22 protein-coding genes and 1 pseudogene are annotated in these 23,850 nt (G+C 30.3%); 14 read left to right on the top strand and 9 right to left on the bottom strand.

Annotated features, from left to right (window positions below; all coding sequences use genetic code 11):
- Window positions 1-36 precede the first annotated feature (36 nt).
- A complete protein-coding gene (locus QWY92_RS16000) occupies window positions 37-1,335 on the bottom strand; it encodes a sulfatase-like hydrolase/transferase (protein ID WP_290273059.1) in 1,299 nt (432 codons plus the stop codon).
- Window positions 1,336-1,415: 80 nt separating this feature from the next.
- Window positions 1,416-1,991 carry a GNAT family N-acetyltransferase gene (locus QWY92_RS16005; protein ID WP_290273061.1) on the bottom strand — a complete coding sequence of 192 codons (576 nt, stop codon included), beginning with the start codon at window positions 1,989-1,991 and terminating at the stop codon, window positions 1,416-1,418.
- Between the two features lie 130 nt (window positions 1,992-2,121).
- On the opposite strand from QWY92_RS16005, the gene QWY92_RS16010 reads away from it, so the two are divergent.
- The 5 genes from QWY92_RS16010 to QWY92_RS16030 all read left to right on the top strand — a co-directional run bounded on the left by QWY92_RS16010 (window position 2,122) and on the right by QWY92_RS16030 (window position 6,997).
- On the top strand, window positions 2,122-2,544 hold the full coding sequence (locus QWY92_RS16010; protein WP_290273063.1) for a PaaI family thioesterase: 423 nt from the start codon (window positions 2,122-2,124) through the stop codon (window positions 2,542-2,544).
- Window positions 2,545-2,546: 2 nt separating this feature from the next.
- Window positions 2,547-3,680 carry a chorismate-binding protein gene (locus tag QWY92_RS16015; RefSeq protein WP_290273065.1) on the top strand — a complete coding sequence of 378 codons (1,134 nt, stop codon included), beginning with the start codon at window positions 2,547-2,549 and terminating at the stop codon, window positions 3,678-3,680.
- Window positions 3,681-3,783: 103 nt separating this feature from the next.
- Entirely contained in the window at window positions 3,784-5,544 is a 1,761-nt protein-coding gene (gene menD / locus QWY92_RS16020) for a 2-succinyl-5-enolpyruvyl-6-hydroxy-3-cyclohexene-1-carboxylate synthase (RefSeq protein WP_290273067.1), read from the top strand.
- An 85-nt stretch (window positions 5,545-5,629) separates the two neighbouring features.
- The gene (locus QWY92_RS16025; RefSeq protein WP_290273069.1) at window positions 5,630-5,968 is read left to right on the top strand and encodes a DUF2853 family protein; all 339 of its coding nucleotides are present in this window, start codon (window positions 5,630-5,632) and stop codon (window positions 5,966-5,968) included.
- Window positions 5,969-6,166: 198 nt separating this feature from the next.
- On the top strand, window positions 6,167-6,997 hold the full coding sequence (locus QWY92_RS16030) for a CvfB family protein (protein ID WP_290273071.1): 831 nt from the start codon (window positions 6,167-6,169) through the stop codon (window positions 6,995-6,997).
- Here the strand turns inward: QWY92_RS16030 and QWY92_RS16035 are convergent.
- Window positions 6,989-7,417 (bottom strand): hypothetical protein, encoded by a 429-nt coding sequence (locus tag QWY92_RS16035; protein WP_290273072.1) that lies wholly within the window; start codon window positions 7,415-7,417, stop codon window positions 6,989-6,991. The two genes, QWY92_RS16030 and QWY92_RS16035, sit on opposite strands and share 9 nt — an antisense overlap.
- A 237-nt stretch (window positions 7,418-7,654) precedes the next feature.
- Here QWY92_RS16035 and mnmE point away from each other — a divergent pair, with 237 nt between their 5' ends.
- The 8 genes from mnmE to QWY92_RS16075 all read left to right on the top strand — a co-directional run bounded on the left by mnmE (window position 7,655) and on the right by QWY92_RS16075 (window position 14,440).
- On the top strand, window positions 7,655-9,052 hold the full coding sequence (mnmE, locus tag QWY92_RS16040) for a tRNA uridine-5-carboxymethylaminomethyl(34) synthesis GTPase MnmE (RefSeq protein WP_290273074.1): 1,398 nt from the start codon (window positions 7,655-7,657) through the stop codon (window positions 9,050-9,052).
- 253 nt (window positions 9,053-9,305) lie between these two features.
- The gene (locus QWY92_RS16045) at window positions 9,306-9,881 is read left to right on the top strand and encodes a helix-turn-helix domain-containing protein (RefSeq protein WP_290273076.1); all 576 of its coding nucleotides are present in this window, start codon (window positions 9,306-9,308) and stop codon (window positions 9,879-9,881) included.
- Complete coding sequence (locus QWY92_RS16050; protein ID WP_290273078.1) at window positions 9,882-11,021, top strand: tyrosine-type recombinase/integrase; 1,140 nt, start codon at window positions 9,882-9,884, stop codon at window positions 11,019-11,021.
- Window positions 11,008-11,961 (top strand): hypothetical protein, encoded by a 954-nt coding sequence (locus tag QWY92_RS16055; RefSeq protein WP_290273080.1) that lies wholly within the window; start codon window positions 11,008-11,010, stop codon window positions 11,959-11,961. The genes QWY92_RS16050 and QWY92_RS16055 overlap by 14 nt, the downstream gene beginning before the upstream one ends.
- Before the next feature lie 203 nt (window positions 11,962-12,164).
- Window positions 12,165-12,497, top strand: coding sequence for a helix-turn-helix domain-containing protein (locus QWY92_RS16060; RefSeq protein WP_290273082.1), 333 nt, complete (start codon window positions 12,165-12,167; stop codon window positions 12,495-12,497).
- A 15-nt stretch (window positions 12,498-12,512) separates the two neighbouring features.
- Window positions 12,513-13,196 (top strand): hypothetical protein, encoded by a 684-nt coding sequence (locus QWY92_RS16065; RefSeq protein WP_290273084.1) that lies wholly within the window; start codon window positions 12,513-12,515, stop codon window positions 13,194-13,196.
- Window positions 13,196-13,948: a P-loop NTPase family protein gene (locus QWY92_RS16070; RefSeq protein WP_290273086.1), complete on the top strand. Its 753-nt coding sequence runs from the start codon at window positions 13,196-13,198 to the stop codon at window positions 13,946-13,948. The genes QWY92_RS16065 and QWY92_RS16070 overlap by 1 nt, the downstream gene beginning before the upstream one ends.
- A 54-nt stretch (window positions 13,949-14,002) precedes the next feature.
- Window positions 14,003-14,440, top strand: a complete 438-nt coding sequence (locus tag QWY92_RS16075; RefSeq protein ID WP_290273088.1) for a hypothetical protein — start codon at window positions 14,003-14,005, stop codon at window positions 14,438-14,440.
- A gap of 69 nt (window positions 14,441-14,509) precedes the next feature.
- On the opposite strand, the pseudogene QWY92_RS20600 reads toward QWY92_RS16075, so the two are convergent.
- The 3 genes and pseudogenes from QWY92_RS20600 to QWY92_RS16085 all read right to left on the bottom strand — a co-directional run.
- Window positions 14,510-14,602: pseudogene (locus tag QWY92_RS20600) on the bottom strand (topoisomerase DNA-binding C4 zinc finger domain-containing protein); the annotation flags it as partial.
- A gap of 143 nt (window positions 14,603-14,745) precedes the next feature.
- Window positions 14,746-15,183, bottom strand: coding sequence for a hypothetical protein (locus tag QWY92_RS16080; RefSeq protein ID WP_290273089.1), 438 nt, complete (start codon window positions 15,181-15,183; stop codon window positions 14,746-14,748).
- A 111-nt stretch (window positions 15,184-15,294) separates the two neighbouring features.
- Complete coding sequence (locus QWY92_RS16085) at window positions 15,295-16,299, bottom strand: IS30 family transposase (protein WP_290273092.1); 1,005 nt, start codon at window positions 16,297-16,299, stop codon at window positions 15,295-15,297.
- Between the two features lie 418 nt (window positions 16,300-16,717).
- Between QWY92_RS16085 and QWY92_RS16090 the strand changes: the two genes are divergently transcribed.
- A complete protein-coding gene (locus QWY92_RS16090; protein ID WP_290273094.1) occupies window positions 16,718-17,689 on the top strand; it encodes an IS110 family RNA-guided transposase in 972 nt (323 codons plus the stop codon).
- 44 nt (window positions 17,690-17,733) lie between these two features.
- On the opposite strand, the gene QWY92_RS16095 is transcribed toward QWY92_RS16090, so the two are convergent.
- From QWY92_RS16095 to QWY92_RS16105, 3 genes are all read right to left on the bottom strand, one after another.
- On the bottom strand, window positions 17,734-21,384 hold the full coding sequence (locus QWY92_RS16095) for an RNA-binding domain-containing protein (RefSeq protein ID WP_290273096.1): 3,651 nt from the start codon (window positions 21,382-21,384) through the stop codon (window positions 17,734-17,736).
- A gap of 153 nt (window positions 21,385-21,537) precedes the next feature.
- Entirely contained in the window at window positions 21,538-22,860 is a 1,323-nt protein-coding gene (locus QWY92_RS16100) for a DGQHR domain-containing protein (protein ID WP_290273098.1), read from the bottom strand.
- Window positions 22,850-23,569 (bottom strand): hypothetical protein, encoded by a 720-nt coding sequence (locus tag QWY92_RS16105; protein WP_290273101.1) that lies wholly within the window; start codon window positions 23,567-23,569, stop codon window positions 22,850-22,852. Before QWY92_RS16105 ends, QWY92_RS16100 begins: the two co-directional genes overlap by 11 nt.
- Window positions 23,570-23,850 lie beyond the last annotated feature (281 nt).

Raw genomic sequence — 23,850 nt, forward strand, 5'->3', positions numbered from 1 at the left:
AATTTTATGAAAAACTAAGGGGGTATTTTATTTTAATTAATGTCTTATTTCAGCAAGCTTTTGTAGTAATACTTCTTTTTGAGCTTCGTCTTCGTCGCTTAAAGGCAATTGATTTGTGCTTAGTAAATTGGGATTCTCCATCGGGTTTTCGTTTAAATTGAATAGGGCTTCACTACCATCTTCAAAGTAAATATACTTATGTGTTTTATTTCCAATGGTATAATCGGAATCACCGTTGGTTTTACCAATTTCAGAATAAATATAATCTCGAGAATTACTGTTGCTATCAGTTAGTAAACCTTTAAAACTCTTACTATCATTAATTTCAGTAGTAGAAACGCCTGCTATATTGGCGATGGTTGAAAATAAATCAGTTCCGTTAATTAAAGCGTTTTCTTCTTCATTGATGCGGCTAACCCCTTTTCCTGAAATATACATCGGTACATTTACGCCGCCTTTATAAACGGTTTCTTTTACACGTCTAGAGCTAAATTCTTGAGCCACATTATTTGGTGTGCCATTATCTCCAATAAATATGATGATGGTATTGTTTCTAACCTCCTCAGACATGGCATTTAATAAGCGTCCAATTTCGGTGTCCATAGCTTCTATCATTGCCAAATAATAGGGTAGCGGATTGGCATCAATACTAGCTTGGTCTGCAGGTAAATCACCATAAGTATGCAAATTTGTAGGAGGTAAGTGAAATGGAGAATGTGGAGCATTATAGGCCAGCCACAAAAACCACGGCGATGTTTGTTGGTTTATCCAATCTATCGATAAATCAGTGAATTTGGTCGTGCTATAGTCTGTTGATTTATTTGTTTGTCCGTTTTCAGTTAAATCCCAATTAGTATAAGATGGCATGGTACCATTTAGGAACCCCGTATAATAATCAACGCCCATATCTGAAGGGTGATTTGCGTTTCTAGATAAATGCCATTTACCAATAACGGCATTACTGTAAGAGGTGTTTAGCGATAAATATTTTTGTAGAGAAACTTCGGTCGTAGAAAGTTCATCGCCCACTTTGGTAACCTGTGTTCTAAAAGCATATTTGCCTGTAATAATACTTGCTCTAGTAGGTGTGCATGTCGGGTTTACCCAAAAGTTGTTAAATAGAATCCCGTTATTTATTATATTTTGAACATTGGGTATATTCGGTTTAGTTGTTCCAATATTATAACCTGGAGCGGCATCTAAACCCATATCGTCCGCTATAATTAATAAGATATTAGGTTCTGAGGATTGGCTAGGAATACTTGTTGGTTTTTCCTCTTTTGAACAAGAAAAAAGGACTAAACTATAAAACAAGAAACTTATTAATTTATTCATATATAGTAAGACCTTAGAAGAGTAAAATAGTTTAATCTGAAGGTTTTTATAGTTTAATTATTCATTCTAGGTTGAAACCATTATTCGAACCCTGCAAAATTTGTTTTTTTAATATTTGGCCATTCTTCCTTTAAAATGCCGTAACAGCATGAACTTCTTTTAAAACCATCTAGCATCAACATATCTTTACGTAAAATGCCTTCTAAGGTACCTCCAATTTTTTCAATGGCTTTTCTAGAGGCTATGTTTCGCTCATCTGCCCGAAACTCTACTTTATCAAACTTCAAGGTTTCAAAAGCATATTGAAGCATTAAAAATTTCATGTGCATATTTAAACCAGTACCCTGAAATTCATGGCCAATCCACGTCCAACCAATATGTAACACCTTATCATGCTTATTGATGTAGGCAAACCTTGTGGTGCCTGCATATGTATTTGTTTGCTTATCGAATACTAAAAATGGTATCACCGTTTTATTTTGGTAACCCGCAACAGCTGTTTCTGCATAAGTTTTTAAATCTTCTGGTGTTGCAATTTTACTTGGCGAATATAAAACGAGTTTATCTTGTTGTCCGATAGTTGCGATTTCAGTGTAATTATTTAAATCGAGTAAGGTGAGCTTTACACGATTATTTTCTAGTATAGGAGATGTCATTTAAACTTTTATTTTAAGTTTTGTTTATTTCAAAAATTAAACGCTTTAACGTAAAAACGCTTTAAATTAAGGAATAAATAAGGTTGCATTTTGTATTTTTACAAATTCGATTTAAAACTACAATATTTCTATGCAATTATCTAAAAAAGAAGTTTTAGAAAAGGCAAATTCCGCTTGTAAAGATACTTTAATGGAAACATTAAATATTGAAATGGTAGATTTTGGTGACGATTATTTAACCGCCAGAATGCCCGTAAACTCTAGAGTACATCAACCCGATGGCGTGTTGCATGGTGGAGCAACAGCGGCTTTAGCTGAGAGTGTTGGTAGTTTTGCGAGCCATGTTTTTATGGATACTGAAAACCTTTTTATTCGCGGTTTAGAAATTACGGCAAACCATTTAAAAAGTGTGAAAAGTGGTTTTGTTTATGCGAAAGCAACTTTTTTGCATAAAGGCAGAACCACCCAATTATTAGATATAAAAGTAACGGACGAAGCAGATAATGTAATTTCTGTTTGTCGCCTGTCTACTATTTCGTTACCTAAAAAATAAGAATGATATTTATTGATTTTTTAGAACGTATTGATAGTCACTACAACGCCGGATTACCTTTTGTTGCTTACCGAAAACCAAACGAAAATAAGTTGAATGCTTTGCTTCAAAATTCGGATAATTTGGAGGTTATTAAAGATTTTACTGAAAAAGGTTTTGTGTTTTCTCCGTTTGATGATTCCGAGACATCGGTGTTAATTCCTTTAAGTCGTTCTGAAAAATTAGAATCAACTTTCGAAATTTTAGAGACTTCTGAAACCCTTCCGAAGAAAGAAAAATTAAGAACGAGAAGTGCTGCAGATGAGGAGAAAGAAACTCATATTGAATTGGTTAAAAGTGGGGTGGAAGCGATTGAAAACAATCAATTTAAAAAGGTTGTTTTATCGCGATCGGAACATGTTCCTCTTACAGAAAATAATCCGATTTCTATTTTTCAAAAATTATTACAACACTATGCGTCGGCATTTGTGTATTGCTGGTATCACCCGAAAGTAGGATTGTGGTTGGGAGCCACGCCAGAAACTTTGGTAAAAATTGAAGGCAATCGATTTTCAATTATGGCATTGGCAGGAACTCAAAATTACAAAGGTAGTTTGGCTGTAAAATGGCAAGAAAAGGAATTGCAAGAGCAGCAATATGTAACCGATTTTATTTTAGATAATATAAAAGATACCATCGATAATATCAATGTGTCGGAAACAGAAACGGTAAAAGCGGGTAATTTACTGCATTTAAAAACTAAGATTTGGGGTGTTTTAAAACCCAATGCCATTCTGTTGAAAGATTTATTATACAGTTTGCATCCAACGCCGGCAGTTTGTGGATTGCCAAAATTAGCAGCTAAGGACTTTATATTAAAAAATGAACATTATAAACGTGGGTTTTACACGGGGTTTTTAGGTGAATTGAATTTAGAAACTACTGCAGCACCGCGCTCGGGAAGACGAAATATTGAAAACCGAGCTTATGCCATAACACGAAAAAGCACCCAACTTTATGTGAATTTGCGTTGCATGCAGCTTAAAGGAAATAACGCCATAATTTATGTTGGTGGAGGAATTACCGAAAGTTCGAACCCCGAAAGTGAATGGGAAGAGACGGTTTCAAAATCCTTAGTGATTAAGAGTGTGTTATAATTTTTCATTATAGAATAACACATAAATAAACTTCAAATTTATTAGGGTTCGTTAGTACGAACATTTGAGATAATTCTTATTTTTGAGGATATATTCAAGTTTTATGAAGTATCCAAAAATTCCGCTAGCGCAAACCCTAATTCAATTGTGTAAAGCCAAAGGAGTTAAACATATTGTATTGTCGCCCGGTAGCAGAAATGCGCCATTAACCATCGGTTTTACGCACGATCCGTTTTTTAATTGTTATAGCATTGTTGATGAGCGTTGTGCTGCATTTTTCGCATTAGGTATTGCGCAACAATTGCAAGAGCCTACGGCAGTGGTATGTACTTCAGGAAGTGCTTTATTGAACTATTACCCGGCCGTAGCTGAAGCTTTTTATAGTAATATTCCATTAATTGTTTTATCGGCGGATAGACCAAAACACCTTGTCGGTATTGGAGATGGGCAAACTATAAATCAGAAAAACGTTTTCAAAAACCATATTTTATATTCAGCTAATTTAAAACTCGACTTAAAGGATGAAAAAAATGTGCCGAATGATGAAGAGCTTCCAATATTCAAAAATTTAGAAGATAAGTTTGAGCGCTTGTTAGGACTTCAAAAAGGGATTCAAACCTTTAATGAAGAGGAGATAAATGACGCTATTAACACTGCAAAAATAAAAAAGGGACCAGTACATATTAATATCCCTTTTGATGAACCACTTTACGATATAGTAGAACATTTAACGGTAACACCTAAAGTGATTGATATTCCTGTAAAAGAAGTCGAGATTGAAACACATGTTTTAAAATCGTGTTTTGAAGATTGGAATTCGGCGACCCGAAAAATGATTTTGGTAGGTGTAAATGAGCCTAATAGTATTGAACAAAAATGGTTGGAAGAAATCGCCGAAGATGATAGTGTTATTGTGCTTACTGAAAGTACATCGAACTTGCACCATCCTAGTTTTTTTCAAAGTATAGACCAATTAATAGCGCCTTTAACCGAGGATGAACAGCGACAACTTCAACCTGAAATATTAGTAACTTTTGGAGGTTTAATTGTTTCCAAAAAGATAAAGCAATTATTACGGAAACATAAACCAAAACAACATTGGCATATTGATGAGCAGGAAGCTAATGACACGTTTTTCTGTTTAAACAATCATATTAAAGCAACACCAAATGCTTTTTTTGAAGCGTTTTTACCGTTAGTTACGCATTATGTAAAAAGTAATTATAAAAACACTTGGGCGGCCGTAAAAAAAACTAGGCTAGAAAAACATAAAACGTATTTGGCAGATATTCCTTTTTCAGATTTTACTGTTTTTAATAAAGTTTTAAAGTCGGTTCCTGAAAATTATATATTGCAGGTTGGTAATAGTTCGGCTATTCGTTACACGCAATTATTCAATATAAATAAAACCTTAGAGGTGTTTTGTAATCGCGGAACAAGTGGAATCGATGGTAGTACATCAACCGCTATTGGTGCGGCAGTAGCTCAAAATAAACCAACATTGTTTATTACAGGCGATTTAAGTTTTCTGTATGATAGTAATGCACTTTGGAATAATTATATACCAAAAAACTTTCGAATTATTGTAGTGAATAATCAAGGTGGTGGTATTTTTAGAATACTTCCGGGGCATAAAAACACTGAAAATTTTGATACCTATTTTGAAACGAACCATAACTTAACAGCCGAACATTTATGCAAAATGTATGGTTTAGATTATCAAGTGGCTTCCGATAAGCTGACTTTAAAAGAAGCTTTAAGCGGTTTTTACGAAGCTGGAGAAAAGCCTAAAGTTATAGAGGTATTCACGCCTAAAGGCTTAAATGATGACGTTTTATTAAACTATTTTAAAAGTTTAAAATAAGAATGTGACCTACGAGTTTATTTGGTGTCATAATAATAGTTATCTTGATAACGAATTTATTAACCAATATAAAGACGATCTAAACATGAGTAAAAGAGACGAATTAATTGTAAAGTATGCAGCCGATTTAAAAGAAAAATGTGGTGTAGATGCAGATATGGATTTATTGAAAAAAGTAACTATTGGTTGCGGACCATCAATTTATAATGCAGATTCTTCTACAGTGTCTGGATCGGATGCTTCGGAATTAGCGACTGTAAAGAACAATTTTTTAATTAAGAAATTAGGATTGGCTGATGATGCTAAGTTAGATGCCGGAATTGAAGCTGTAATGGAGCAATACGGAAAATCTAACCGTAGTAAATACAGAGCTGTTGTATATTATTTACTAACTAAACATTTTGGAAAAGAATCTGTTTATTAGTAGTATACTTAAAATATTTAGAAAAGCGTTACATGGTTGTGGCGCTTTTTTTATGTCTAATTTTTAGTGTTTTAAAGAGCTATTATTCTGTTGTGTCAAAAAAATAAACGACCTATTATCTTTGTTTAGATAAAATATTTTTACTTTTCTCATTCTTTTAATTGAGATTCTTTTTTGTAATATCATTACATTTGCGGCATGATACATTTAGGACAAGTAAATACATTAGAAATACTCCGTGAAACTGATCACGGTGCTTATTTAATTGATGATGAAGATAACCAAGTTTTATTGCCAAATAGATATGTTCCGAAGGAATTTAAAATTTGGGATAAGCTAGAAGTTTTTGTGTATTTAGATAATGACGAACGCCCGGTTGCGTCTACTGATATGCCTTATGTTATGCGCGATGGTTTTGCGCTTTTACGTTGCAACCAAGTGAATGATTACGGTGCATTTTTAGATTGGGGCTTGGTTAAGGAATTGTTTTGTCCGTTTCAAGAACAAGCTTTTAAAATGAAGCCTGGAGGTTGGTATTTGGTACACTGTTATTTAGATGAAAAAACAGAAAGACTGGTGGCTTCTAGTAAAACACTTCGTTTTTTAGATAATACGGAATTAACGGTTTCTGAGTTTGATGAGGTAGATTTAATTGTATCACATCCATCGGATATTGGAATGAATGTTATTGTAAATAAAAAGCATATTGGTTTAATTTACAAAGATCAAATTTTTAAAGATTTAAGTATTGGTGATAAGCTAAAAGGGATTGTTAAAAAGGTGCGTCCAGGAAATAAATTAGATATTACTTTGGGGCAAATTGGTTATAGAAATATAGAGCCTAATGCTGAAAAAATAATGCACGAATTACACGATAATAGTGGTTACTTAAATTTAACCGACAAATCGAGTCCAGAGGCTATTAAAGAGCAATTACAAATGAGTAAAAAGAACTTTAAAAAAGCTATCGGAACCCTTTACAAACAGCGCGAAATAGAAATTAAACCAGATGGTATTTATCTAGTTTAAGCTAATCTGTATTTTACTTTTAACCTTACTGTAAACAAAATTAATAGCTTCGTTAATATTGTCGAAATGGATGTTGTCTCGAGAGCAGAAGTTGCTTTCAATTTCAGCATTCATATATCCTGCGGCATTATGGCTAACAACGCTATATGCCGATAAATTCTTTACTTTGTCTTGAATTTTAATAATATCTAAAAGATTAATCGAGTACGAATTTATTCTATTGGCAATTACTCCAAAGGGGCGAGACATGCCAAAAAAAAGCGTTAGTTTTTCTATAATATCGGTCGTGTTAGAAACATCAACATGTACGCCTTCATTAAACTCAATAACGGCGATGTGATTAAAAAAATAAATGTCTCCTAATTTTTCGTGGACAGATTTCACAATATGATGTGAAAATTCCGAGTCAATAATTTTCATGGTAATTATATGGATTAAAAGTTTATATAAGGGTGGTTACTATTAAGTAAGACACATTTATAACTCGTTGGTCACATGTTAAATACGTTTTTTTATTCTATTTTTTCTTATTAAGTCAAAGCTGCTGTTTATAGAGAATACCCAAATTAATACGGAATCAATTATAAGATAATTTTACACATATTTTCAAATCAAAATTTTAACTGAAAAGCTTTACAATTTTAGTATTTTTGCCTTATGATTAATGAAGATACTATTGTTGCATTAGCAACCCCATCGGGCGCCGGAGCCATTGCTGTAATTAGATTGTCTGGACCTAAAGCTATAAGCATAGCTGATAATAGTTTTAGGTCGATAAGGAAAGGTAAAACCCTGAGCAGTCAAAAAACGCACACTATACATTTAGGTCATATTCTGGATGGAGAAAGAACAATTGATGAGGTTTTAGTATCTATTTTTAAAAACCCGAATTCTTATACAGGAGAAAATGTTGTTGAAATTTCGTGTCACGGCTCAAACTATATTCAACAAGAAATTATTCAATTATTTCTTCGGAAAGGATGTCGTATGGCTACTGCTGGCGAATTTACATTGCGCGCATTTTTAAACGGAAAATTAGATTTAAGTCAAGCAGAAGCCGTGGCCGATTTAATATCGAGTGATAATGAAGCATCGCATCAAATAGCTATGCAGCAAATGCGTGGTGGTTTTTCTTCGGAAATAGCAAAGCTTCGTGAAGAACTTTTAAATTTTGCCTCTTTAATAGAACTAGAGCTCGATTTTGCAGAAGAAGATGTAGAATTTGCCGATAGAACCCAATTTAAAGCCTTAGTAGAGCGTATCACATTTGTTTTAAAGCGATTGATAGATAGTTTTGCTGTTGGGAATGTTATTAAAAATGGAATTCCTGTGGCTATTGTAGGAGAGCCTAATGTTGGGAAATCCACACTTTTAAATGCCCTATTGAATGAAGAACGCGCCATAGTTTCGGAAATAGCAGGAACCACGCGTGACACTATTGAAGATGAAATTTCGATTGGCGGTATAGGCTTCCGTTTTATTGACACTGCAGGTATTCGCGAAACGACTGATGTGGTTGAAAGCATTGGTATTAAAAAAACTTTTGAAAAAATAGACCAAGCACAAGTGGTTGTTTTTCTTGCTGATAGTAGTAATTTTAAAGAAACTTCTTTTTTGAAATCTTTTAGAATTGAAGTAGAAAAAGTTAAAAATAAATACCCTCTAAAACCATTATTGATTGTTGCTAATAAGGTTGATAAATTGAATGATAATCAGATTGGTGTTGTAGAATCTGAAATTCCGAATATTCATTTATTATCTGCGAAATCAGGAACAGGTGTAGAGGAGCTTAAAGATAAACTGCTCAGTTTTGTAAATACAGGAGCATTACGAAATAATGATACTATTGTAACCAATTCTAGACACTACGATTCACTTCTAAAAGCTTTTGAAGAAATCGATCATGTTAAAAATGGTTTAGAATCAGGAATTTCAGGGGATTTATTAGCGATCGATATTCGTCAGGCTTTGTATTTCTTTGGAGAAATCACCGGTGAAATTACTAATGATGACTTATTAGGTAATATTTTTGCTAATTTCTGTATTGGAAAGTAAATACCAAAAACAAAACATAATAAAACAAAGAAAACCCTTGTAAAACAAGGGTTTTTTTGTTTTATTGCTTTTCGTTATTTTGTTTAAATAGGTACATTTTTATTGTTTTTTGTACCTATTTTGTACCTCGTTTTGTGTTTTTTGTTATGTTTGCATCAAGATTGTCGCCTGTTGGTTTTATTTGAACCATGTAGAACCACTCTGAACCCTCTAGAACCGCATAGAACCATAAAAAAAAGCGAAATTGTGTCGTATGTTAGTAAATAAAAGATGTACATATTGTGGGGAGAAATTCCAAGCAAAGACTACAAAGACTAAGTATTGCAGCCTTTCTTGTAACCAAAAACACTATAAGCATAAGGCAAAGAAAACACGACAAGTTCTCGCCAAAAACAGTGAAATTACGGAGAGACATCCCTTTTCAGAACGGTTGGAACTGGTTAAGGTTAAGGAGTTTTTAAGTGTAACAGATTGTGGGATTTTATTAAATGTTAGCAGATCAACAATTAAGCGTTTAATCTTATCAGGAGATTTATTGAGTTTTAAAATACGAGGTCGTGTTTTAGTTTCTAGAAAGGATTTAGATCATTTATGCAGGCAAGGATTTAATAAACCCAATGATAAAAAGGTCGAGATAAAGAAAAAAGAGTTTGATGAAAAGAAGTATTATTTTATGGGAGAAATTTCAGAGTATTATAAAATCTCCCTTAGGTCGATTGAAAGACACTTAAAATTAAAAGGTATAGAGAAAATAAAGAAAGGTCGTTTTACCTATGTGTTAAAAAGAGATATTCGAAAATTATATGGAGCACCAAATAAAAGGAGTTAAATGGCTAATGTAACATTAAGAGATAAAGAAGTAGCAAATGGTAAAAGAAGTCTATACTTGGACTATTACCCTGCAATTATTAATCCAGAAACAGGAAAGGAAACAAGGAGGGAGTTTTTAAAACTTCAAATTTATAGTGTTCCCAAGAATGAGATGGAAAAATCGCATAATAAAGAAACAATTCAGTTTGCTGAACTTGTAAGATCTAAACGCTTAATTCAAATAAGGGATAAAGAATATGGATTTAAAGAGAACATCAATTTTAGTTTAAACTTTGTAGCTTTTTATCAAACTATTATCGAGGAATATTATAATAAAAGTAGCCGAAATAATTATTTATCATGGAAGGCTTCTTTAAAGTATTTTGAAGAATTTGCAGGTCATAAATTAACTACTAATCAAATTACACTTTTGCATATTAAGAAGTATAGAAGTTTTTTACTATCAACTAAAAACCTAAGAACTAAAAAAGGTAGTTTGGCTATAAATACGGCTTCGTCTTATTATAAGAAATTTATATATGTACTTAAAGAAGCTTACAAGCAGAATTTAACCACAACCAATTTAGCGTTACATGCAGACTATATTAAAGAAGAGGAAACGCATAGAGAGTATTTAACGGAAGCGGAGCTTTCTTTACTGTGGAAAACCGATATAAAGATTGAAAAAATAAAACACATGGCCATTTTTTCTGCTTTAACAGGACTAAGGTTTATAGATATTAAGAATTTAACTTGGGAGAAAATGTATCAAGATAAACATCTAGGAGATTATGTTAAGCTTAGAGAGCAGAAAACAGGGAATATAAATAATCATCCCATTTCAGAGTCTGCTTATAGCATTTTAAAGTTACAAGACCCCTCTACAGGTATCATATTTAAAGATATTAAATATTCGCAAATAGTTAGACCACTAAAAAAATGGATTGAGGCAGCTGGCATAAATAAGAAAATTTCATTTCATAATTTTAGGCATAGTTATGCTACACTGCAATTAGCAAATGGAACTGACATTTACACCGTTTCAAAACTATTAGGACACAAAAATATTTCAACTACACAGATTTATACCAAAGTAATGGATAAAAATAAAGTAGGAGCTGCTAACCGCATAAATTTAGATTTAGATGGATTATCTTAAAACTTACCTTAGTTTCTATGAAAAATATTATAATTACTCTAAGATAATTATGATTAAACAATTTAAGGAAGCGAATAAAAAGAACAGATCGTTTCTGAATATGGCTAATAAAATGTTAAAGGCTTTTAATGAATATAGAATTAATAAATATGAAAATATTTTACATGAAAAGGCTAATTCTGCCTTTTTAGAGTTTCAAAAGAGACATAGCTATTATGAAGGGGATGAAGAAGACATTATTTCATGGGCTTTGAACGACGAGGTGTTAAAAGCTTTCATTACTCAAGGTGAATACAATTATGACTGTTTTGTCCGTGATTTAGCAATTTCAGAATCATTAAAAGAGGTTACTAGACATTTTCATAATTATTATAATTATTACCAGTTAATTTATGAATTAAATAAATATGAATATTTTTATCTAATAGATTTTCAAGGGGGAGGTTATGAAAACTCTAGTGCATATAATGAGATGTTAGATGTAAAGTATCCAAAGAGAATTGATGAGCGCAAAGAAGCTGAGCGTGTTGAAAAATCTAAAAGAAAAGGAGGGAAGCCTGCTTTAAGTATTAAAAATAAAGATGAGCTTTCAATAGAAGAAATAGATGCTGTAGAAATTATAAACAGTTTTTCTGATGGTGAGCGTGCTTTACTATTTGCAATATTTAATGATGAAAATAAAAAAAATAACCTCGCAGAAATACCACTCACAGAATTCATAAGGTTTGCCAAAATAATAGGTAGTTATGAGGATCTTTCTATTTTTAAAAAAAATGTAAAGAACAGCACGTTTTACTCCATGGCGAACAAAGGGATTAGCTATTATACCGCAACTCATGGGCAAAAGGAATTAATTGAGGATACTAAAGCTAAATTGCAAAAACTGAAGGTTCCTTTTATGGTAAGATTTTTAAGTAAATTACTTTTAGAATTGCTCTAAAACAAAGAAAAACATCAATAAAAAAAAAGAATCTAATCAAACATTAGGTTCTTTTTTTTGTTTTATAGTGTCCTTTGTAGTGTTTATTCTCCTCTTTTTTAGTGTTTTATAAATTCCGATGCCTCTCCGATCGGTTTCCGATACAGTCTTCCAACCAACTAAACTCATTATATATTTGAAGAATAAATATAAATTATACAATTATGAAAAAAGAATTTTTTATGCTCTCAGAGGACGAAATTGAAAACCTTGTAGAGCGTATTTCAAACAATTTAAAAAAGAATTACGAATCTCAAAATCGTATTCAGCAGGACGAATTATTGTCTATAGATGAAGCTGCAAAACTCATAAAGTTAGCTAAGGCTACACTTTATGGTCTAGTACACAAAAAGGCTATTCCGTTTAGCAAAAAAGGCAAACGCCTATATTTCCAAAAAACAGAACTACTTGACTGGATAAAATCTGATAAAAAGGATACAAAACAATCTATGAACTATAAAGTAGATGAGTATTTATCTAAAAATCGATTAACATAAATTAAATATAGATTTATGACAATTCAAACAGGTTTTATAAAACTATACAGAGATTTAGTAGACTGGGAGTGGTATACGGATCTAAACACATGTAAGCTATTTATACATTGTTTAATAAAGGCAAATTACAGTACAAAAAAATGGCAAGGAATAACAATCCGTAAAGGGGAGTTTATAACATCAAAAGAGCGATTGGCCATAGAAACAGGTTTATCCATAAGTAAGGTTAGAACGGCTTTGGACAAATTACTGTCTACCAAGGAAATAAAGCTAGAGCCACATACAAAATATACTAAGGTTATTATTACTTCAGACTATTTTGATGATGTCGATTTCCAAGTGTCTGAAAATAGCAAACAGAATAACAAACAAAATAGCAAACAAAATAGCAAACAAAGTAACAAGAATTTAGCAATTGAAGCACAAACGAATCGCAATTTAGTAGCAACTACTAAGAAAGAAAAAGAAGAAAATATAATTAATAGAAAAAATAGATTTAAAGAAGATGTTTTTGCTCTCACTAATTTTTCAAATAAGATTTTAAATGATTTTTATAATTATTGGTCTGAAGTAGATACTTCTAAAAATTTAATGCGATTTGAAAGTCAAACATATTGGGAGCTAGATAAACGATTAGACAAATGGTTGTCTAATGAGAAATCGGCTCCATTGAAGTCTAAATTTATAAAAAATAGATAATGCATATAAGTGAAATAATTAATAAAAAATTTGATGTTAAAAGCTTTCAAGTTTTAGAACAAAAAAATACAGCACAAATTAAATCGAAAGAAAGAATGAAGCTAGAATGGAATTACAAAAATGTGAAAACATTATTTTTGAAAAATCTAAAGACCATCATTAAAAAGGAATTTTTACAAAATGACGATAATTTACAAAAAGTAGATATTATTGTTAACTATTTAATACGAGATGATAAGTTTTTTCAATCACCATTACTAAGGTTAAAAGAACAATCGGCCCCAAATTTTAATAAAGGTTTGCTTTTAGTTGGAGGAGTGGGTACAGGAAAATCGTCATTTTTAGAGGCAATGAGTAAAACGCTGGATGTACATCCTTTTTTAAGAACCACCTATCATTTGTCTTCAGATCTGGTAATGGAATATGAAGGATTATTGGAGCCCTTAAATAAACGGGAGTTTTATAATAAATACTTTAACGGTCGGCGTATTTTTGATGATCTTTTAAGAGAAAAAGCAGCTTCGAATTTTGGTAAAACTAATTTGATTAAGGAGTTACTTGCTAGCAGATATCAAAATAATAAATTAACGTTTGCAGCAATTAATTATGACAACCAATTTCCAGGTGATGTGGAGATGGCATTAGATAAAATTGGAGATAAATATGAAGATTTTATTTATGATCGCGTGTTTGATATATTCAATATTGTTGAGTTTCCAGGAATGAGTATGAGAGGTAAAAACGTTAAATAACACCTTATTTAACGTTTTAATCAAGTTAAATCAGCAAAAACAACACGATAACTTATGAAAAAGATAAAAAGCTGCAAACATTGCTATGAGCAATTTGAAGCAAGAAGAAGCAATCATGTGTATTGCACAAATAGTTGTAAAACGAAAGCAAGCTATAAACGTAATAATTATAAATATGTATCAGGACATTATCAAAAAGAAGAACCAGGACTAAAAGTACTAGATCAAAATACCATTAATAATCCAGTTGTTCTTGAAGAGAAATTAGCAGCTATTGAGAAAAAAATAAGTGGTGTGAATTTAGACTCTGTTAAAAGTACAATGATTGGCACTGTAGCCGCAGATACTCTTAGTTATGGGTTAAAAAAGGTATTTATGCCTAATACGTTACCAGCAACTAAAAACGATATTTTACTTTTAAATGAAGAGATAAAAGAAATTAAACGTTTAATGTTTGAGCTTAAATATGGGGGGAAAGCATCTATTAAGTAATATATGTTATTAGATAATAATATTACCTACGAATTTTGTAAATCAATTTGGCTTTAACGGGAACAGAGCTTATTGCAGTTTTATGGTGTTTTTGCATCTAGGATAATTAGTGCAACCTAAAAAGACGCCAAATTTACCCTTTCTTTTAGTCATGAAACCATTTTTGCTATCGCAAAATCTGGACTAACCTATGATAATAAATACAGGAGCACTTTAGTAAAAAGTTAATGAGTTTTTACTTGTTTTTTACCACAGTACTTTGTTGTGCGTTCGGCTATTTTGTTATCTTTAAAATAGAAACTAATTTAATAAATACGACTGATAAATCTCTTTTCTTTTTCATTATTCCATTGTACTTGATATGTTCTTCCATCTATTTGGTCAAGTAATATGAAATTGTATGTGTTTTTTGTTGGGTAAAGGGTGAACCTACCAGCTATTTCTTCTTCTTCTTCTGTCCATACAAGTGAATTTGAATTTAAGACTAGCTCACCTTCGTAGCCATCTTTCGATATAGTAAAATGTACTTGCCACATTTTTCCATTACGTGTATCTAATTTAATAAGAGCCCAAATGTTTTCAGTTGGAAATAATTGATAAATTGGAGCTTGAGGTTGCAGAACTTTAATTTGTTTTTCTATTTGTTGCGTTGTGTTTCTTATACTGTCTTGTTGAGTTTGTCCTTGAGATGGCAAAACAAATAAAGTTAATAAAGTAATTATTATAAGAAATTTCGTTTTCATGTTTTTTATTTTGAATTCTTTCGGATGGTTGGTATTCTCTTTTTATTCGCTGTTAGTTTTTGCTGCATTCAAGGTTCTAACGCAACAAACGTTGCTTTTTTTAAGTTGATACTAAGCTACATTTTTTAGTTCAGAATTCATAATTTCTTGAGGCGTTTTATAGCCTATAATTTTCCTCGGTCTATTGTTGAGTTTTTCTTGAATTTTCATGAGTAATTTTTCATCAATTTGGTTAAAGTCTGTTCCTTTTGGCAGGTATCTTCTAATGAGTCCGTTTGTGTTTTCATTGGTTCCTCTTTCCCAGGAAGAGTAGGGATGCGCAAAGAAGATTTTCATACCAGTATTTTGAGTTATTTTTTCGTGTCTAGCCATTTCAATACCGTTGTCGTAAGTCATAGATTTTTTAAAAATGCTGTTTAATTGATTTAGTTTTTGAGAAAACATTTTAGCGACTTCATCTGCTTTGTTCGAGTTTAGTTTGATGATAATGGTGTATCTGGCTTTGCGTTCTACAATGGTTCCGATGGCACTTTTATGATTCTTCCCGATGATTAAATCTCCTTCCCAATGTCCAATTTCGATTCTATCTTGAATATGCTTAGGTCTATTGTCAATACTGACTTGATTGATTATTTTGCTGCCCGTTCCTCGTCTTTTTTTAGGAGGTCTACGTCTAGTTTTTTTACGTACCAGTAGTTTGATTAGTTTTTTGTTTAAACTAGCTTGTGGTCTTGTGTAAATGTGTTTGTATATAGCTTCATGGGAAATAGTCATAATAGGATCATTAGGATATAATTCTTTGATTCTACCAGATATTTGTTCAGGAGTCCACTCAGACAAAAGTCCTTTATAGACAAAATGTTTTAGAGGTTTGTGCGTGCTAATTTTATCTAGATTTCTTTTGTTTAAGTAATCATCTTTAGCACACCAATGCGCTAAATGTGCATCATATTTATCATTAGTATTACCTACTAATTTGTTTACTTCTCTGGTGATTGTAGATCTTGACCTATTAAGCTTTTTTGCAATGTCAGCTTTGTTTATGTTTTCATTTAAAAGAGTCTCAATTTGGACTCTTTCTTTTAAGGTAAGTCGTCTATGTTTTTTTACTTCCATTATAACAAATCTATTAATTTAGATTTGTTGCGTTAAGTTATTGAATAGAGCAGGACGGGTCAGTATGAAGCACAACGTTGTTGTATATGGTTTGTTGCGTGTTTCAAACAACTAATTTAGTAAATAATTACCGACCAAGAAAGTCCGCGAGGACTTTCACAAGTAGGCAATAAGCCAGCAATAAATTATATACGGCTTAAGTTAGCATTTTAATAAAAACACTAAATTTAAGACATATAATAAGAAAGAACAAAAGAGAGGAATAAGGTTAATATATACGCAGAGACTACAGATCTCGTCAACATTGAAAATCCCCTCTCTTTTACTACACAGATTTCGTACAGTTCTATGAGGCTATTAGACCTCGATTTTAAGTCGTTGAAACTCGCGTAGTCGTCCTTTCAAAAAACATTTTCATATGAATAAAGATATAAAATATTTTGGAATAGACATTAGTTATTTAGTTTTTGATGTTACGGATTCCGAAGGGAATTATTACCAGTTTAAAAACACTATTTCGGGCTTTAAAAAGTTTGTAAAACAGTTAGATATAAATAGTCATTGCGTCATGGAAGCTACAGGTTATTATCACTACCAGTTAGCCTATTATTTACAAGAAGAAGGTGTGAAAGTTTCGGTAGAAAATCCTTTATCCGTAAAACGTTTTATTCAAATGAAACTATCAAAAATCAAGACCGATAAAAGTGATTCTAAATTGATTTGTGAATATGCAAAACATGTAGAATTAAAGCTTTGGAAAGGAAACTCAAAGCATCAATTAGAATGCCTTCAAATGACTAGACTCCTTTCTGTGTATACAAAACAAAGCACTATGCTTAAAAATAAATTACACGGAGAAGCTGTTTTAGGAAACCCGAGTAAAGTTGTTGTAAGCTCTTTGAAACGCAATTTAAAACAGGTTGATAAAGAGATGAAAATGGTAGAATATAAATTATTAGTTTTAGTAAAACAAGCACATCAAGACGTTTTAACGCGCTTAAAAAGCATTCCAGGAATTGGACCAAAAACCTCACTAATGTTAGTGGTTTTAACCGACGGATTTGATCGTTTTACAAGTGCAAGTGAATTATGTAGTTATGCTGGACTAACTCCTGTGATACGACAAAGTGGAAGTAGCGTGAAAGGGCGTCCACGGATCAGTAAAATAAGGAATCAAAAACTTAGAAATTTGTTATTTATGTGCAGTTTTAATGCCTGTAAATATAACCATGCTTGCAAAGCAATTTATGATCGATTAGTAGCCAAAGGAAAGAGTAAAAAACTAGCCTTAATAGCAGTCTGTAATAAACTCTTAAAACAGGCTTTTGCTATCGCAAAATCGGGACTAATCTATGATAATAATTACAGGAGCACTTTAGTAAAAAGTTAATGGGTTTTTACTTGTTTTTTACCACAGTACTTTGTTGTGCCTCGTTATTTTATTTCAGTGTTATTCATTATTTGTTCCCTATATTTATTCTTAATAAATTTAGAAAGTTCCACACCTTTTAGTTTGTTTGAAGAACTTAAATTTCTAACATATATACTTTCCTCTGTAATACCTTTCTCATTTTTTAATAAAAAGACTTCTTCAGTACTTTTTTTAACTTTCACAATAAGGATATCTCCTTTTGGGAATTTTAAAAATTCATATTCTAGCAAAGTTGAAGAGAAGCTATCTCCGAAATAATCTTTAATCATTGAGTCGAAAAATTTACCAAAACCATCTCTATCTTTGTCTTTTTTAAATGATTTATAGTCTTGTTCGAGACCAAATATTTTTTTATCATCACTAACCCCTAACAATAAAACTCCTCCCTTTGTATTTGCAAAAGCACATATTGTTTTTAAAGCACTATGAATAATGATTTTGTCAATTCCTCTTACATTTTTACTTAAGTCTTTAACTTCTTCTATTTTGGATTTTATTTTACTGATATTTTCTTCTGATTGAGTTTTTTTCAATTGTTTTTCTAAACCTTCAATAATTCTGTTTTGGTCATTTGTTGGAATAGGTGTAATAAAAGTTGCCTTGAATTCTAATTTCTCACCTTCATCTTCATTAATTCTTTTTTGCCAATAAACTTTCTTCTCTTTAAGTTCTTTCTCAAGTTTATCTTCAATTGATTCTTCAACAGACAATACGCCTTGGTTAATATATTCTCGAATTCTTTTTAGGTTCTTGAGAGTATATTCATTTAAGCTATCGTCATTGTCTTTATCAATTTCAGTTAAAATTAAATTATTAGATAGAACTGTTTTTGCAACCGCTTTTAATAAAATGTCATTCTCTTGAATTGATTTTTGAACTAAATTAAAAACTATTTCAAGGTCATTTTCATCTTTACTATTAAATATATGTAGGATGTCAATAAAAAATAAGAGGTTTTTTGATTCAGGAAAGTTTTCTAAAGTTTTAGTCTGAACTTTGTCTTTTATCTTAATTATAAAATTTCTAAAATCGTTATATTTTTCAATTGTATAATCTTGAGTTAAACTATCTAAATTTTTAATACTATTAAAATATTCTATGTAAATATTTAGAAGATATGACCTAGCATTTTTTGTGTTTGAAAAAAATGCCTTTGCAAATTTTATATATTTAATTTTTTCATCAATTGAGTCTTTAAAGAAAGCGAACTGTTCGAAGATGAAGCCTTTTTCAAGTTCAATTCTAAAGTCAGAATTAATTTCTTCATCTGTTAAGTTTTCAGTAATATCGATATCGTAATTATTTAAGATATCATAATATTCATTTTCAAATCGAGTGCCTATTAATTGTTTAAAGCCTAAAACTAGATTTTCATTATTATAGCCTAATACATATAGTGGGATTTTATCTCCTTTTTTGAAAATATTATTTAAATCGTAATAATCATATTTATTATAAGATATTTCATTTTGATGTATTAAACCATCTCCAAATTCGCTAGAGATGAAAACACCAATGTTATCTGAATCAAATGTTGTAACATTTTTTACTATACCATAGATTATTTTACCTCTATTTAACCTTTTATCCTTTTTAAGGTTTTTTGAATAATAATAATTAGATTCTTTATCTAATTGTTTGCAAATAAAATATTGAAATTTTGAACAATATAATGTTATATCAATGTTAGTTTCCCATTCTAAACTTTCTTTTTTATTTTTTTTTAAATTTATATCGGTTATGTTATGAAAAGGTAAAAAACCTTCTGTTTCTCCAATCGTAGCTTTAAAACCATTGTAGTGTTTTTGAACTATTATGGTTTTAAAAAAATCTTCTTCTAAATTTAGAGCAATAAATTTATTGGGATTGTCTTCTAATTGAGAAAGTGTTATTTCAATATTGTTATTTTTTAAGACTACAGGTATGTTGTGTTTTTTAGTTGAATTAGAAATTATATAAAAAGCATTTAGAAGTAATTTTTCACTATCAGCTTTATTATTTAGTAATAAGGTATTAAATCGATAAAATTTTGATGTTAGAATATTAGCTTCTACAACTAAATCGGCAAGAGAGGAAAGATAGATTTGAATGTAAATCCAATTTACATATTTTATTATCTCCCCTTTTTTTTCAGATTTCAAATTTTGAGATAAAATAAAATATTCTTGTTTTAAAGAGTTTTTATATATTTCTAAAGACCTATTTATATAATTTATAAGTCTCTTTATTATGTATTTATTTTCGTTTCTAGTTGATTTTATAGAAGATAAAAACTTTAAAAGTTCTATTTCATTTATGTTTTCAAAATCTGAATATTTAATTAAATAATATATTTCTTTAAAATTTGTATCATTTACGTGTCTTTGGTATAGCTCTGGGATTTTGAAGTCAAGAATTGCTCTTATAGCTTTTTTTTCTAAACTGTTACTTTCTATTATTTGTAGAATTTTTAATTTAGTTAATTTTCTTTCGTCATCATCTTGTATAGCTCTTAAAATACCACTTGTAAGTATCCAGTTTTCGAAAAATGTATGTAAATCTATAATCTTTAAAACCTCCGATAAGTTTCTTCTAATAGATTCGTCATATTTTATCTTTGTTAAAATATAATTGCAATATGTGAAAACCCAAAAGCCACTTTCTTGCTCGTATTGTGATTTTAATTTTAGGTTATATTCATCATCTTTATCAAGGTATTTTAAAAAATATTTCTTTTTTAGAGAATCGTCTTTTATTATTTCATTAAATTCATAAAAAAAAGGGTCATCAATATTTACCTGTTTTAAATGTATTCTAGTATTTATATCTAAAATTTCACATTCAATTTCGTCGTTTATTTTTAATTTGTTTTCTTGATTTGGTAAAGCTTTTACTTCATATTTTTCTCCAACACTATCATTTAAATTTATAATTTTAATTTTAACCCCATTAAACAATGTTTTATCTTCAAAATTTCTAATTTTAAATTTATGTTTTTCACCTATACTATATAAAGGATGTCTATTGTCATTTATAATTAGTTTAGGTAAACCATTCCAAGCAACTCCTATAACTTTACAAGTAATATCTTGGTATTTCCATAAAGATTTTTTATGCCATTGACCTGCTCTTATTGTTAATTCATTTCCATCGTTATCCTCTATAATTACAGCATCTATATCTTCGTTTTTTTTATTTTGTATTTTACCATAATTTTTTATTTTGAAAGTTTTAATATCTCCAAAAGTCCAATTACTATTTGATGTGTCAATGTTTTTAAGCACGGGAAAACCACGTTTGTAACCAACTATTTTACATTTTATTTTTTCTAATTCTTCTTGCCAATTAAATGCCTCAATTGAAAGTATCCTAGTATACTCACTTTTTAAGTGAAAATAAATTCGATCATTAATTTTTACTTTCTTTTCAATATCGAATACAATTACTTGCCCAATTCTATATTTTGGATGAATAATTGTTAAAAACGTTTTATTAAGTGTTGGATTGAATTCTTTGATAAAATCATAGTTTTGATTTAATCTAATATTTTCAAATATTTTAATTTGATTTGAAGGAATATAATGCTCTTCTTTTGAACTCTGTTCTTGGACAATATAGAATTCTTTATCATTTATATATGTTGTAGTTTTAATTAAGCAATTAGTTTCATTCATAGTTTCTTTTAATGAGGCACAACGTTTAGTATATAAAAAGTAGCGGGTTTTATATACTAACTTTTCAGTTTAGAACTGAACTTTGTTTTATATATACACTTTGATGTTAACATTAAATCCGCTATTTTTTATATACATTGTTGGCAGCTGGGTTTACTTTTTAAAGTATCCTAATTCTTGTCCTAATGCAGTATATAATTTGTTTTGTAACCCTAAACTTCCTGATCCTGAAAAACTTCCTTCTTTTGAAAAGAAATCAGCACCTTTATCTTTTGCTTTGACTAATTCAGATTTTAATAAATTAGTAAGATCTTCAGATGTAATAGATTTAAAATCTGTATCTATTTTTAATTTTCTATAAATAGGATCAATAAGCTTTATTAAAGCACCCATACCCGTTGTTTTACAAAGAATATTAGGGTATTTCCTAGAGGTGTCTTGACCATCTTGAGGCCAATAAGGATTAAAAACATCTTTTATAGCTTTCAAATATGATTTGAAAAATTTAGGAAGTATTTTATAATCACTTCCGTCATTCAAATAATCCATTGGTAAGGATGCCCAAATTCCTTTAGGTCTAAAATGATTAAGAATCGCTTCTACGAAAAAAGCTTGCGAGAAAAATCCTTTTCCTGAACCGAGCATTTTTATAAATCCTTGGATTACAGAATCTTTATTATTGTTCAGGTGCATAGCTAGCATATGAGATAAGAAAATATCATTCTTATTTGGATCAGGATATGAACCAAAAATATCATAGTATAGAGACTTATTTACAGGTTTTTGATTAAAATTTACGTCAGCAAATACCTTTCCTTGTTCCCATTTATCAAAACCTAATAATAAGGTACAATTAAACTCGAACTGCTTAATGTAGTCCAAAACTAGTTGATTAGATAAATTGGGGTATTCATCTTTTAATTTATTTCTTCCAATCTTGATTTCGTTATTAGAAGCATCTTTAAAGAGCTTTATCATTCCCATCAGCCTATGCTGACCATCTACTATTAAAGCGAATTTTCCATCTGGAATTGTTAATTCAATCTCATTATCTTCGATTTCTTTATAAAATGCACCTATATAATCTTCTTGTTTAGCAGATTTAATAAATTCTAAATATTCTTCTTTTGTTTCGAACTCCTGATTTAAATCAAGAGATATTATTACTGAAGTAGGAAATGAACCTAACGCATTTGTATTTGAAGAATGAATATTAGATATTTCCTTCAACAAAAATTTATAAATATTACTGACTCTTTTATCATTAGTTAGTCTTTGATAATAAGAGTTTTTTACGTCTTTTTCAATCTGTTCTACATTTTTCAATGGAACAAAAGGATCATAGTTTTGAGGTTCACGGGACGTGAACTTAACTATATTTCTCAATGTTGGAAAATCTATAGCACTAATTCCAATAGGTTTAGAGGTTAATTGATTAACCAAAATCCCCTTAAGTTCTTTTGTCTTATTGCTCATTGTCAAAAGGGTTTTCTGTTTCGTTGATATTGCTTTCAGATCCGTTGTCATCTATTTCACTTTCGCTTGACTCTTCAGAAGTTGTTGTTTCAATCTGTGCGTCAGTTGAATTTTCTTGGATAGTTTCTAATTTTTCAATTCTCTTATTTAATTTGAAAATCGTTTTCTCTAATTGACCTACTTCTTTTCTTAAAACTTCTGAACTTGCTTTTGTTGCTTGTTCAAAAACTTCTCCTTTATACTCCTCGTCAAATATTGTTTTAAATTCTTCTTTTGCTGACTTTTCAGCAGTTTCTTTCGCGATTTTTGTTGATTCGAATTTAGCTTCTTCAACTGCTCTTGTTCTAATATCATTAGTAGATTTGAAACCAAAAAAACCTGCAATTGCTAGAATTATTGCAACTATTGCAGCGTAAAGTTTATTGAAAAAATTATCGCTTTCTTTTTCTTTGATAAGATCAAGTTGACGATCTTGAATTTTGTTTGACGTTTGTTTGATCTCATTTAATAGAGAATCAATTTTAACAATCTCCAACTTATTCAGTTCATTAATTGAATCTGTTTTTATTCCGTGATATTCAATTTGTATTGTATTCGTTTTTTGTTCCTCAACGTTAAGAGACTTTATCGTTATGAGGATTAAACCTATTACAGATAGTCCAATAACTACTGCTGCAATAGTGTTTAATAATAAATTATATCCTTTCATTTATCGTTAGTTTGTTTTTTTTGCCTTGCTGCCAACAGTTGTATATAGTTAGTGTTAACTATATATCTATTTTAGGGTTAACACTACTTTTTTAGGGTATTATTAAAGCTATTAATTTTTTAATCATTATGATTCAATATGAGTACATGAGCTAGTAGGTATTCATATCGAAATTCTTTAGGGAAGAAAATATTTTTAAATATATTAAAAGTTACTTAAAAAAGTATATGAAATAAAATATTTCTACAAACCGAGCTTATTTTAAATAAGCATATAAGATA

Source organism: Algibacter miyuki (assembly GCF_030409805.1).
GTDB lineage: Bacteria > Bacteroidota > Bacteroidia > Flavobacteriales > Flavobacteriaceae > Algibacter > Algibacter miyuki.

Coding starts and splice junctions, on each gene's coding strand:
- QWY92_RS16015 (WP_290273065.1), top strand. CDS start 2,547: ATGATATTTATTGATTTTTTAGAACGTATTGATAGTCACTACAACGCC.
- QWY92_RS16105 (WP_290273101.1), bottom strand. CDS start 23,569: ATGAAAGGATATAATTTATTATTAAACACTATTGCAGCAGTAGTTATT.
- QWY92_RS16090 (WP_290273094.1), top strand. CDS start 16,718: ATGAATAAAGATATAAAATATTTTGGAATAGACATTAGTTATTTAGTT.
- QWY92_RS16010 (WP_290273063.1), top strand. CDS start 2,122: ATGCAATTATCTAAAAAAGAAGTTTTAGAAAAGGCAAATTCCGCTTGT.
- QWY92_RS16045 (WP_290273076.1), top strand. CDS start 9,306: ATGTTAGTAAATAAAAGATGTACATATTGTGGGGAGAAATTCCAAGCA.
- mnmE (WP_290273074.1), top strand. CDS start 7,655: ATGATTAATGAAGATACTATTGTTGCATTAGCAACCCCATCGGGCGCC.
- QWY92_RS16035 (WP_290273072.1), bottom strand. CDS start 7,417: ATGAAAATTATTGACTCGGAATTTTCACATCATATTGTGAAATCTGTC.
- QWY92_RS16025 (WP_290273069.1), top strand. CDS start 5,630: ATGAGTAAAAGAGACGAATTAATTGTAAAGTATGCAGCCGATTTAAAA.
- menD (WP_290273067.1), top strand. CDS start 3,784: ATGAAGTATCCAAAAATTCCGCTAGCGCAAACCCTAATTCAATTGTGT.
- QWY92_RS16100 (WP_290273098.1), bottom strand. CDS start 22,860: ATGAGCAATAAGACAAAAGAACTTAAGGGGATTTTGGTTAATCAATTA.
- QWY92_RS16065 (WP_290273084.1), top strand. CDS start 12,513: ATGACAATTCAAACAGGTTTTATAAAACTATACAGAGATTTAGTAGAC.
- QWY92_RS16030 (WP_290273071.1), top strand. CDS start 6,167: ATGATACATTTAGGACAAGTAAATACATTAGAAATACTCCGTGAAACT.
- QWY92_RS16075 (WP_290273088.1), top strand. CDS start 14,003: ATGAAAAAGATAAAAAGCTGCAAACATTGCTATGAGCAATTTGAAGCA.
- QWY92_RS16095 (WP_290273096.1), bottom strand. CDS start 21,384: ATGAATGAAACTAATTGCTTAATTAAAACTACAACATATATAAATGAT.
- QWY92_RS16055 (WP_290273080.1), top strand. CDS start 11,008: ATGGATTATCTTAAAACTTACCTTAGTTTCTATGAAAAATATTATAAT.
- QWY92_RS16070 (WP_290273086.1), top strand. CDS start 13,196: ATGCATATAAGTGAAATAATTAATAAAAAATTTGATGTTAAAAGCTTT.
- QWY92_RS16005 (WP_290273061.1), bottom strand. CDS start 1,991: ATGACATCTCCTATACTAGAAAATAATCGTGTAAAGCTCACCTTACTC.
- QWY92_RS16050 (WP_290273078.1), top strand. CDS start 9,882: ATGGCTAATGTAACATTAAGAGATAAAGAAGTAGCAAATGGTAAAAGA.
- QWY92_RS16085 (WP_290273092.1), bottom strand. CDS start 16,299: ATGGAAGTAAAAAAACATAGACGACTTACCTTAAAAGAAAGAGTCCAA.
- QWY92_RS16060 (WP_290273082.1), top strand. CDS start 12,165: ATGAAAAAAGAATTTTTTATGCTCTCAGAGGACGAAATTGAAAACCTT.
- QWY92_RS16000 (WP_290273059.1), bottom strand. CDS start 1,335: ATGAATAAATTAATAAGTTTCTTGTTTTATAGTTTAGTCCTTTTTTCT.
- QWY92_RS16080 (WP_290273089.1), bottom strand. CDS start 15,183: ATGAAAACGAAATTTCTTATAATAATTACTTTATTAACTTTATTTGTT.